9 protein-coding genes and 1 pseudogene are annotated in these 11,987 nt (G+C 41.4%); 6 read left to right on the top strand and 4 right to left on the bottom strand.

The features are described from left to right. Positions 1–142: 142 nt before the first annotated feature. The gene (locus QM629_RS08495) at positions 143–1,195 is read right to left on the bottom strand and encodes an Atu2307/SP_0267 family LLM class monooxygenase (protein ID WP_415159145.1); all 1,053 of its coding nucleotides are present in this window, start codon (positions 1,193–1,195) and stop codon (positions 143–145) included. Positions 1,196–1,245: 50 nt separating this feature from the next. Between QM629_RS08495 and QM629_RS08490 the strand changes: the two genes are divergently transcribed. Together QM629_RS08490 and QM629_RS08485 are read left to right on the top strand one after the other, a co-directional pair. Continuing rightward, positions 1,246–1,674 carry a clan AA aspartic protease gene (locus QM629_RS08490; RefSeq protein WP_415159143.1) on the top strand — a complete coding sequence of 143 codons (429 nt, stop codon included), beginning with the start codon at positions 1,246–1,248 and terminating at the stop codon, positions 1,672–1,674. Positions 1,675–1,885: 211 nt separating this feature from the next. Then, complete coding sequence (locus tag QM629_RS08485; RefSeq protein WP_415159141.1) at positions 1,886–3,601, top strand: IlvD/Edd family dehydratase; 1,716 nt, start codon at positions 1,886–1,888, stop codon at positions 3,599–3,601. Between the two features lie 114 nt (positions 3,602–3,715). On the opposite strand, the gene QM629_RS08480 is transcribed toward QM629_RS08485, so the two are convergent. After that, positions 3,716–4,696 carry an SIR2 family protein gene (locus QM629_RS08480; protein ID WP_415159139.1) on the bottom strand — a complete coding sequence of 327 codons (981 nt, stop codon included), beginning with the start codon at positions 4,694–4,696 and terminating at the stop codon, positions 3,716–3,718. Between the two features lie 488 nt (positions 4,697–5,184). Here QM629_RS08480 and QM629_RS08475 point away from each other — a divergent pair, with 488 nt between their 5' ends. Continuing rightward, positions 5,185–6,066, top strand: coding sequence for a bestrophin family protein (locus tag QM629_RS08475; protein ID WP_415159137.1), 882 nt, complete (start codon positions 5,185–5,187; stop codon positions 6,064–6,066). Positions 6,067–6,194: 128 nt separating this feature from the next. After that, positions 6,195–7,685, top strand: coding sequence for a glycerol kinase GlpK (gene glpK / locus QM629_RS08470; protein WP_415159135.1), 1,491 nt, complete (start codon positions 6,195–6,197; stop codon positions 7,683–7,685). A 229-nt stretch (positions 7,686–7,914) separates the two neighbouring features. Here glpK and QM629_RS08465 read toward each other — a convergent pair whose 3' ends face one another. Both QM629_RS08465 and QM629_RS08460 read right to left on the bottom strand, forming a co-directional pair. Next, the gene (locus tag QM629_RS08465) at positions 7,915–9,630 is read right to left on the bottom strand and encodes a M3 family oligoendopeptidase (protein ID WP_415159149.1); all 1,716 of its coding nucleotides are present in this window, start codon (positions 9,628–9,630) and stop codon (positions 7,915–7,917) included. A 200-nt stretch (positions 9,631–9,830) separates the two neighbouring features. After that, on the bottom strand, positions 9,831–10,400 hold the full coding sequence (locus QM629_RS08460) for a DUF5606 domain-containing protein (RefSeq protein WP_415159133.1): 570 nt from the start codon (positions 10,398–10,400) through the stop codon (positions 9,831–9,833). A gap of 734 nt (positions 10,401–11,134) precedes the next feature. Between QM629_RS08460 and QM629_RS08455 the strand changes: the two are divergent. Both QM629_RS08455 and QM629_RS08450 read left to right on the top strand, forming a co-directional pair. Further along, a pseudogene (locus tag QM629_RS08455) lies at positions 11,135–11,434 on the top strand (recombinase family protein); the annotation flags it as partial. A 105-nt stretch (positions 11,435–11,539) separates the two neighbouring features. Further along, on the top strand, positions 11,540–11,875 hold the full coding sequence (locus QM629_RS08450) for a recombinase family protein (RefSeq protein ID WP_415159147.1): 336 nt from the start codon (positions 11,540–11,542) through the stop codon (positions 11,873–11,875). Positions 11,876–11,987 lie beyond the last annotated feature (112 nt).

The following is an 11,987-nucleotide window of genomic DNA, read 5'->3' as shown; positions in this document are numbered from 1 at the left end:
TTGATATTGAACCCGCTGCGGCGGGTTCAACAAAAACTTCGACATTTTTACCGTGAGTTTCGCTCACGGCTATTCAAATTCAAGCCCTTTGGGCTTAAGTTGACGGTTATGATGATGACACCAGCCGATAGAAAAAATGTAATTACTCCTCTTTAGGGGCCGGCGGCTTAACTGCTGCCTTCACCGCAGGCGCCACTTCTTTCCCAAACAGTTCAATGGAGTGCAATATCTTTTTCTGTGGAAGATCTCCATGAATTATCTGTGCCAGAAACCTTGTGTTATGAAACAAATTGTATTGATAGATAAGTTTATCCGCCACTTCTTTTGCACTGCCTACCAGCAATGGCCCTTCCGGCTGGCAGAGATATTCAAACTGTTGTTTGTTCATCGGGCTCCATCCTCTTTCCTGTCCTATCTTATTCATCATTCTGCCGTAAATACCCCAAAATTCATCCCTTGCCTGTTCACTTGTATCAGCAATATATAAATGTTCATTGATGCATAGCTGCAATTTACTTACATCGTGTTCTGCCTGTTGCGCAGCTTTCCTGTATAAATTGGTAAGTTGTGTAAACTGTACAGGGCTGCCGCCAAGAATAGCAATGGTTAATGGCAGGTTCAGGCTGCCGGCGCGAATTACAGAAGCAGGCGTTCCGCCAACAGCAATCCATATCGGAATTTGTTTTTGCAATGGCCTTGGATAAATGCCGAAATTATTGATGGAAGCCCGATGTGCTCCTTTCCATGTAACGCTTTCGTGCCCGTTAATGTTTAACAGCAGGTCAAGCTTTTCAACAAATAACTCGTCGTAATCACCAAGGTTATAACCAAACAAAGGAAACGATTCGACGAATGAGCCACGGCCAGCCATAATTTCTGCACGCCCATTGGATATAAGATCAAGCGTTGCAAAGTTCTGAAACACACGAACCGGATCGGCCGAACTTAAAACAGTAACCGCGCTTATAAAACGTATGTTTTTTGTAATGGTTGCAGCGCCTGCCAATATCATTTCAGGCGATGATACCACATAATCGGGGCGGTGATGTTCACCCAGTGCAAATACATCCAATTTTAATTCATCCGCCAGCTTTGCTTCCTGCAATAAATCCTGTACTCTTCTGTGTGCATTCTCTGCATTGCCCGCTTTGTGATCGGGAACCATTTCTCCAAACGTGCTTATACCAAATTGCATTGGGCAAAATTATTCTGTTGCAACCGAAATTAATTTGAATAAATCTTTTTATGGGCAATGTATATGCAGAAATAGAATTGATAAATGGCGGGGATTTGGAATTAGCCCGCCGCCATATTATTGGTGAAGATGAAGTGAAAAAAATGCGTGTAACAGCATTGGTTGATACCGGAGCCATAACGCTTGCCATAAATGAAAATATACAAGAACAATTACAGTTGCCCGTGGTAGAAAAACGAAAAGGTTATCTGGCTAACGGAAGCATTATCGAATGCGAAGTAGTAGCTCCCGTAGAAATCAGATTTAAAAACAGGCGCTGTTCATGCAGCGCTTTGGTTTTACCCGGAACTTCTGAACCATTGCTTGGCGCTATTCCTTTAGAAGATATGGATGTGCTGATTCATCCGCAAAGGCGGGAATTAATTGTAAACCCCGACCATCCTTATTTTGCACAAATGAATTTAAAATATTTAAAGTAATTATCTCACCCATACCAACATATCTTATTTCAAAAATTCAGCTAAACAATTATATTGTACAGCCGTGCTGATGCTTCCTGCACACGTTATCAGACCGCTTTTATTGAAAATCTTATATAACCTTATTCCATTTCTGCCGATAATATTACTTTTATTCATTCGGTTATTGTTTGCTATCATGTTTACAAAGAACGATTAAAAATATTATCGTATGCAACAGTTCAGAAGCGCAGGCTGGTTTGGCAGGAAAGATAAAGACGGTATTATTTACAGGAGCTGGATGAAAAACCAGGGCATGCCGCCGGATATGTTTGACGGGCGGCCGGTAATCGGCATCTGCAATACGTTCAGCGAGTTCACGCCCTGCAATGCACATTTCAGAACGCATGCAGAATCAGTAAAACGCGGCGTGCTGGAAGCCGGCGGTTTTCCGCTGGAATTTCCGGTAATGAGTTTGGGTGAAACCTTGCTGAAGCCAACCGCCATGCTTTTCCGCAATCTTGCCAGCATGGATGCGGAAGAATCTATCCGCGGTAATCCTATTGATGGCGTGGTGCTGCTTACGGGTTGCGATAAAACAACGCCTTCAACCGTAATGGGCGCAGCCAGTGTTGGCCTGCCTACGATTGTTGTGCCCGGCGGGCCCATGCTGAATGGAAAATACAAAGGCATGGACATAGGCTCCGGCACGCATGTATGGAAGTTTGATGAAGACATGAAAACCGGCAGGATGACCGTGGAAGACTGTGAGTTTGCCGAAAGCTGCATGAGCCGCAGCATTGGCCATTGCATGACGATGGGCACAGCTTCCACCATGGCCTGCATGGTGGAAGCACTGGGTTTAACTTTATCGGGTGCGGCTGCTATTCCTGCGGCTGATTCACGAAAAAAACTAATGGCGCAGCTCAGCGGCAGAAGGATTGTTGAAATGGTAAAAGAGCATTTAACCATTAATAAAATTCTTACAAGAGAAGCTTTTGAAAATGCGATAAAAGTAAATGCTGCCGTTGGCGGTTCATCCAACTTCTTAATTCATTTAATGGCGATTGCCGGAAGAATTGGCGTTGATTTAACGCTGGATGATTTTGACAGGCTGGGCAGTAAAATCCCTCTGTTATTAAACCTGATGCCCTCCGGAAAATATTTGATGGAAGATTTTTATTACGCCGGCGGCCTGCCTGTTATTTTGAATGAATTGAAAGCGCTCCTGCACAAAAATGTGATAACGGTAACAGGTAAAAACCACCACGAAAATATAGAAGGCAAATGTGATTGTTATAATGCTGATGTTATTGCTTCCATCAATAAACCATTTATTGAACATGCAGGTTGCGTGGTGGTGAAAGGCAACCTTGCAGAAAATGGCGCTGTAATGAAGCCTTCGGCAGCAACACCGGCTTTAATGAGGCATCGTGGCCGCGCCGTGGTGTTTGAGAGCATTGAAGATTATCATGCAAGAATTGATGACGAATATCTTGATATTGATGCAGGCTGTGTAATGGTTCTAAAATACGTTGGCCCTGTGGGCTATCCCGGCATGCCGGAAGTAGGCAACATGGCTTTGCCGAAAAAAATATTGCAGCAAGGCGTGACCGATATGGTACGTATTTCAGACGGCAGGATGAGCGGCACTGCTTACGGAACAGTTGTGCTGCATGTATCACCCGAATCTGCTATTGGCGGCAATCTTGCACTGGTGCAAAACGGCGATATGATTGAATTAGATGTGGAGCAAAGAAGGCTTCACTTAGATGTAAGCGATGAAGCACTGGCTGAAAGAAGAAAGAACTGGAAGCACCCTGCGCCGGCTGCCGCAAGAGGTTATGTAAACTTATACATCAATCATGTACAGCAGGCCGATAAAGGCGCCGACCTTGATTTTCTGGTGGGCAATTCCGGCTCTGAAGTAACGAGGGATTCGCATTAGTTTTTGTTTTATTAGTTGAGAGGAGAAGACTCATAACCTACACCGTCATCATCGCGAAGGGTATTGCAGAAAGATCAGATTCTGGAAACGATGGAAGGAGTATTATTGCTCACGTTATTCCGTGTTTAATTCCTTTTTTAACTTTTTAAACACTTCTTCGTAAAAACCACTATAAAAGTTACCGTTATTGAAAGCGCATGGAACTTCCTCAATATCCACTTTTAGGCTTTGAAGCATCTCTAATTGATCTCGTTTCATTAGCAACTCATAAGATGGCACATAATAAGTTATTTTATTGCTTATACAGTTTTGCCTAACAGATAACACGGCCCTGAAATTAAGTAACCACCAAAGATGAGTTTCAAACATTCCGAGGTCTAACCCAATAATATGAATATTATGGGTAAACAGCAATGGTATCCAGGCACGCCTACACGATTTGCTCTCTTTTTGTTCCAATTCTTTTTTGTAATCTGCGGATTTGAAATATTTGACTATACTTTCTATATAGATCATATATTGATCAAATCCTAACATTATTGAATGCTCCGGGTAAGTTTTTTTTAATGAAAGGCCATTATCTAACTCTCCGTGAATATGCCAAATATATCTGTCATTAACCTTATTACATCTGTATAAACTGTACTTTTTGTCCGGGCCTTCTGGTTTATCGTTTAGCATGTTTTTCCTGCTAAATGTTTCGTCTATTGCTTTTTCAAGACAATAGTCATAGTTGGTAGTTAAAATATTTTCTATTGGTAGCTTCATAAATTCCTTATGGATAGTACCTGAAGAAAGTTTTTCTTCAATTTGTTTTCGTACAATCTCCTTTAATTGTTGCACATTAGATCTCGTGGCGCCCTTTTCTTTTATTTCCATTTTATGTGAAAGCTCTTCAAAAAGAAAAGTCAAAGGTTTAGTTCCTGTTCTCACATTTTGCAGTCCTGATTTTTCAATGAGACTTTTTAAAAGATCGTCCCTGCTTAAACTCATGGGGTTAACTCTGTTTATACCATTTCCGAGTAGCAGCGCTGATTTGCTTTCGTAAGCGCCCCGTATGGCGGTTGCAAAATCACGCTCAATTTTTGATTTCATAGTAAGTTTATTTAAATCAACCTTCCCTCAAACGCTTTCTTTAAAATACACTCCTTAATGCCCCGGCCTGCTGCAGACTTTGGTTTATGCTTTCTTCCATTTTATCGGCTATAATAAGGCGACTTTCGATTTCCTGAATGCTTTGGTTTTTTATTTCTGGCTGAATAACCCAACTGCAGGCAAGGAGTTGCTTGTCTATATTTATCACGGACAGTTTATTCTGTATTCCGATTCATAGGTTGTATAACGCTAATATAAATATTTTTATCCGCATTATCGCAGGTGGGTGTCCACCCACCTGCAGAACCCGCTACCGGTCGGTGAGACACCGACCGGGGTGCCGCGTATGAAGCGAAAATTTGACATGCGCCCTAAAAACACGCTTGGCAAATTTTTTCAGCAACAGATATGCTTATCAACCCTATTCCAAAAAACTCCTCCATTTTCCCTGCCGGTTATGTATTTTTCAGCACACAATTTATTAACACATGAGAAGCTATAATCCGAAAGACTGGCGGAAGATTGTTTTCGACTTTAACAAGTCTGATACCCTGCGGCAGCTTATTCCTGTTCTCCTGGTTGTTGCCGTATATTCTTTCGTGGTTGTGTTTCTTGAAAAAACATTTGTACCTGATAAATTTAAAGCACAGATACGCAGTCTTTCCATCATTCATACCTTGTTGGGTTTTGTTATTTCCATGCTGCTCGTTTTTCGTACCAACACGGCATACGACCGATGGTGGGAAGGCCGCAAACTCTGGGGCGCACTGGTAAACAACAGCCGTAATCTCGCCATTAAATTAAACAGCCTTATTGCGCCTGAAGATAAAAACACAAAACAGTTTTTTGCAGAATTAATACCGCGCTTTGCGCTTGAACTAAAAAATCATTTGCAGGCTGCCGGCACCCGTTATTCGCTCGACCAGTTTGAACACCCGGAAATACCCGGTTTTAAAAGCATGAGGCATGTACCCGAGCAGGTTGTGGGCGCTATGACAGAGCGGTTGATGCAAATGCAAAGAGACAAACAAATTACAGTTGAACAAATGTTATTCATTAATCCCGAACTTACATCATTTATGGATATTTGCGGCGCCTGCGAACGCATTAAAAACACACCCATTCCTTTTTCTTACAGCAGCTTTATTAAAAAATTCATTTTGTTTTATACGCTGGCTTTGCCCGTGGGTTATTCTCTATCGCTCGGGTTTTTAATTGTGCCGGTTGTTGTTTTTGTTTTGTATGTATTGGCAAGTTTGGAGTTTATTGCCGAAGAAATTGAAGAACCTTTTGGCAACGATGAAAACGATTTGCCGATGGATAAAATTATTGAAACGATAACTAAAAACGTAACGGCCATCCTGGTTTAATAAATCGCTTTTTTGCCTTGAATCATTTACCTGTATTTCCATTACGCTTTTCTTCTTCAGTAAGATAATTTTTGCAGACAACATTTATCCGCTTTTATTTTTATCTTAACGCCTATAAACATTGCTTCATGCCACAATACATTCTGTCTTTCGATCAGGGCACCACCAGTTCCCGTTCTATAATTTTTAATAAATCCGGAAACATTATTTCTGTTGCACAAAAAGAATTCAAGCAAATATTTCCGCAACCAGGCTGGGTTGAACATGATGCTACGGAAATATGGAGCACACAGCTTGGCACTGCTGCAGAAGCCATAAGCAAAGCGGGTTTAACGGTGAAGGATATGGCGGCTGTGGGAATAACCAACCAAAGAGAAACAACTGTGGTTTGGGACAGAAAAACCGGTAAGCCTTTATACAATGCTATTGTTTGGCAGGACAGAAGAACCGCTGATTATTGCGATGCTCTAAAGGAAAAATACACATCCTCCATTCAGCAAAAAACGGGATTGATTATTGACGCTTATTTTTCTGCAACAAAACTTAAATGGATATTGGATAATGTAAAAGATGCACGCAGCAAAGCTGCCAATAACGAACTGTGTTTCGGTACAATTGATAGTTGGTTGCTTTGGAACCTTACGCAAGGCAAAGCGCATGTAACCGATATTACCAATGCTTCCAGAACAATGCTGTTCAATATTCATTCATTGCAATGGGATAAGGAACTGCTGGCCTTATTCGATATTCCGGAATCCATATTGCCCGATGTAAAAAGCAGCAGTGAAATATATGGTTATACCGACAATATTTTATCAGCCAGAAACATTCCGGTTGCCGGCATTGCAGGCGACCAGCAGGCAGCTTTATTCGGGCAAATGTGCGCACAGCCCGGCATGATAAAAAACACGTACGGCACCGGTTGTTTTATGCTGATGAATACAGGCGAAAACCCCGTTATTTCAAACAATAATTTACTTACCACCATTGCCTGGCAGATTAATGGCAAAACTTTATATGCACTGGAAGGCAGCGTATTTATTGCAGGCGCCGTGGTACAATGGCTGCGCGACGGATTAAGCTTTATACAAACCTCAGCCGATGTGGAAAAGCTGGCCATGCAAACATCAGCAAGCGATGGTGTTTATCTTGTTCCTGCTTTTGCAGGATTAGGCGCCCCTTACTGGAACCAGCATGCAAGAGGTACCATTATTGGCATTACCCGCGGCACAACATCGGCGCATATTGCAAGAGCTGCATTGGAAAGCATTGCTTACCAAACAATGGATGTGATTAAAGCCATGCAGGCCGATGCGGGCATTGAAGTAAAAGAACTGCGCGTTGATGGTGGCGCTACCGCCAACAATTTATTGATGCAGTTTCAGAGTGATATACTCGGCACAAAAGTTATTCGCCCCGTTATCACGGAAACCACAGCGCTTGGTGCGGCTTATCTTGCAGGGCTTGCAGTGGGTTACTGGAAAGACATGAATGAAATAAGCGGCCAATGGCAGGTTGAAAAAACATTTGATCCGCAAATGCAGGCTTCACAGAAAAATAGTTTAATAAAGGGGTGGGAGCGTGCTGTAAAAGCCGTTATAGCCTGGAGTAAAGCCTAAAATTTTTTTAAACTGCAAATAACACTGAATGTATTTCTAAAATGCGAATGGCCGCTAATGATTATAGTTAGAAACCGGCAATTATAAACCTGATACCATTTTTATATTGCCGGAATAAAAATGATGAAAGCCGAATAATTTCCGGAACTAATTAAAAAAAATCGCACAGAGCTAAATGAGGCAACAGCGAAAATTCTCAGGTTGCTCTTAACCTCTGTGCGAAAAAAATTTATAATTTATCCATTTCTTCCTTCACAAATTCCATTAATGTTTTTATATGTGCAGGTGAAAGATCAAACTTTAAACCGGCAGCTTCATATAGTTCAGGAAGTGTTTTTGTACCGCCCAGGCTCAATGCTTTAATATAATTATTCAATGCCTGTGCCGGGTTCTTTTTGTATTGCATCCACAAACCAATAGCGCCCAATTGTGCGATGCCATATTCAATATAATAAAACGGCACTTCAAACAAATGCAACTGGCGCTGCCAGCTTATTTTCCGGTATGCTTCAAGGCCTGAAAAATCAACCGCATTGGTTGAAAACTCTTCTAATATTTTCATCCACGCTTCTGTTCTTTCTTCAATGGTATGTTGCGGATGTTCATATATCCAATGCTGGAATTTATCTATGGTTGCAATCCATGGAAAGATGGTTATCACTCTTTCCAGTTGATGTTCTTTTGCGCGTTTCAATTCTGCTGCATCATCAAAAAACACATTCCATTTGTCCATGGTGAAAAGCTCCATAGCCATGCTGGCCACTTCTGCAATTTCCATTGGATATTCTTTAAATGCGCTTAGCTCCAATGGGTGCGCCAAAAAAGAATGCACCGCATGGCCGCCTTCGTGCACCATCGTTGTTACATCGTCCATTTGCCCTGCAGCATTCATGAAGATAAACGGCGCACCGCTTTCTGCCAGCGGGCAATTATAACCGCCCGGCGCTTTGCCCTTGCGGCTTTCCAAATCCAAATGGCCAAGCTGGTCCATTTTTTTCAGGCACGAAGCAAAGAACGGGTTCAGTTCCTCAAAACATTTTTCAGATTTTTCCAGCAGCTCTTTGCCTGTTTTAAAAGGCTTTAATGGCTGCACATTTGCAGGCTCCGCTTCCGTATCCCACGGCCTTAATACATCAAGCCCCAATTTTTCTTTCTTATGTTCATTTATCTGCGTTACCAGCGGCAACACATGCAGCTTCACCGCTTCATGAAAATTAAAACAATCTTCTTTTGTGTAATCAAAGCGGCCGAGTTCAACAAACTTATAATCGCGGTAATTGGCAAAACCTGCGTTCTTCGCAACCTTATCACGCAAGCCAACAAGTTTTGTATATAAATCATTCAACGCATCTTTATCCTGCCGGCGGCGTTCCTGTATTTTTCTATATACTTCTTCCCGCAAATTCCTGTTGCTTTCCAGCAAAAATTTTGATGCCTGCTGCAATGTATATTCCTGCCCTTTCACCTCAACGGTCATAGCGCCGGTAATAACGCCAAACTGCTGCTGCATCACACTTAATTCAGCCTGCAACGGAATATTCTCTTCGCGGAATAATTCAATGTTCTTGCGCACATTACGCAGGTAGGTAAAATATTTGTCTTTCTCCAATTCTTTTGTAAACGGCGAATTAATCAGCTTTTTATTCAGCGCATCTGAGTATGGCTGCAGCTTCGGCTGAATTTCCATGCAGAAATAGGTAAATGCTTCTTCCAGCGATTTATCGGTGGTATCACAGGTCATTTTAATCTGCCGCCAGCAGGCATCTTCACTTACAACGGCTTCCAGTTCGCTCATATCCTTCAGCCATTGTTCCAGCGCTGCCTTCGAAGCAATATTCCTGTCCAGCAAATCTTTAAAATACGGTTCCAATGCATCCCATGTTGTTACCTTAAAATCACCGGAAACAAAATGACGTTCTGTTTTTTTTATATCTGCGGTTAACATCAAATCAAAATTTTAAAATTAATATTTCCAGCTTCACAATTATACAAGTACTTATATAATTTTTGTTGACCGGCTGCGGTATTCAGTTTAGCACGGTTGGCCTGTCCCGATTCTTCGGGAGCCACTCCCTTCAATTATTTTCATGGCAGCTCACATGCAACCTGCTACCGGGCCTGACGCTTTGGAAAGGTCTGACCGCGTTATTTCCTTACGGCTTTCTTTTTAGCAGCTTCAGGTTCTACTTCTGCAACAGCTTCTTCCTTCTTAGCCTTAGCCCTTTTAGGCTTTGCTTCTGCCGCCGGCGTTGCAACGGGTTCTTCTGCCTTAGGTTTTTCTTCCGGCTGCTTGTCTGGATCGGGCGTTTCTTCTTCACCTTCCGGTGTTTCTTCGCTTACTTTTATTTCAATATTATTCTTTGTAAGCACATCAAACCACTTTATCATTTTCTTCATATCGCTTGCATACACACGGCCAAAGTCCATAGTTGGATAGACCTTTTCAAAATATTTTTTTACAGCAGGCGCCTCTTTTTCGTCGGGCAGCGCTTCACCGCTGCTTTTCATGGCAAGAAAAACATCAGCAAGGTTTACATTATCACCTTCGGTATAAACTTCAATGCTTTCCAGGTGCGAAAAATTATGTATGCGTGATGAAACAAATTTTGTGGTTTTATCATCCAGCGAACGCACAATAGCACCATCGTTTTTGCTGGCAACCAATTCAAATAAACCCGGCAATCCCGTAACAGAAATAAGTTTACTGTATTCCATAAAATTTTTTGAGGGCTGCAAGATAAAATAAATGAACCTCTCCCCAAACCCCTTTACGCGCATTCACATTTGTTTTTCAATTGCGCTTATGAATGCTTTGTATTTCCCAGGGAAAGGGGCTTTATGGCAGGTTCTTACACTTATATTAACAAATAGATAGTATAATACGCCCAAGCTTTACACTTTCAATGATCAAAAGCTTCAGGCATAAAGCGTTGCGCCAGCTTTGAAAAACCGGAAAATCTTTTAAACTTCCGGCAGACCAGTTAAGCAGGATAAAACAAATGCTTGAATTAATAGACAGTGCCATACAAACGCCACAGGATTTTGAATTTTCCGAAGCTGGAAAATCCATCCGCTTAAAGGAGAGTTATACTGTATGCGGGATAATAATAATATGCAATATAACCCACGTAGAAACATAGTTCAAAGCAAAAAAGGAAATGGGCATAGAAAATAAGCTTTTCACATAGCGGGAAGAAATATGGAAAGCGCAGCTTTCATGCTATGCGAATTTAGATTCCCTCTTTTATAGTAAAAACTATGTGCCTGTGCGTTAAAAAAACGGTCGCTATTTTCTATTTTGACCAATGCACATTTTTACCCTGTGAGGAGTATAAATAAGGTATTTGCGAAGAGCGTAATACATTTTTAGTCGACTATATGAGATAATAAAAATTGTAAGCTTTTAATTTAAGAATTAATAAAATAACACTTAAGAAAGTGCAAAGACGGACGAGCGAAAGCAGTTTACTTCCATGATTTCGTTTGTTAAAAAATCACGAGAGAAGATTTCGTATATTCTTGTTTACAGTCTTGAACGATTCTCGAGAAATGATAATTCAATATGGTTGAGTGGGCAGTTGAGAAAACTGGGTATAGAAATCATTTCAGTTACCCAGCCTATAGATACGGCAAATCCATCAGGACAACTACAGCAAAAACTGTTGTTTTTATTTGGCGAATTTGACAATCAGATCAGGAAGCAAAAGTGTATGGATGGTGTGAAAGAAATGCTTTTGCGTGGAGAGTGACCTACGATGCCACCGCTGGGATTTGATATTGTCAGGATAAATAACCAACGTAAAATCGTTGTCAATGAAAAAGGAAAACTCATCCGCAAAGCATTTCATTGAAAACTGGAAGGGCTTACTAATGAGGCAATTCGTCAAAGGCTTGCACAATATAGCTTAAAGGTCAGACACCAGCATATAACCGACATATTCAGAAACCCGTTTTATTGTGGTCTTATGACCCATAATATGCTGGCTGGAAAGATTGTTGAGGGAAATCAAGAGCTGTTAATACCGAAAGAAATATTCCTTAAGGTAACCGGCATTTTAAATATTCGGTCGCATGGTTACAAGCTAAAAGAAGAAGATGAAGCTATTCCATTGTACTCCTCTCTGGATAAAAATGTGCAATCATTGATTTGCCAAAGTACAAATCTATTCTTATTGCCAGCCTTACATTAAGTAAGGCTGGCATAAAACATAACCACTGGCACGTCATGCCCCCGACGCGTCGGGGGCATCTCATACTTAGCGTGTACCAATATACACTTTATAAAGTCATCCTTGCTTATAC

This window comes from Parafilimonas sp., from assembly GCF_047606085.1.
Lineage (GTDB): Bacteria > Bacteroidota > Bacteroidia > Chitinophagales > Chitinophagaceae > Parafilimonas.
The sequence above is the reverse complement of the archived record's forward strand: the minus strand, read 5'-3'. Positions and strand labels throughout refer to the sequence as shown.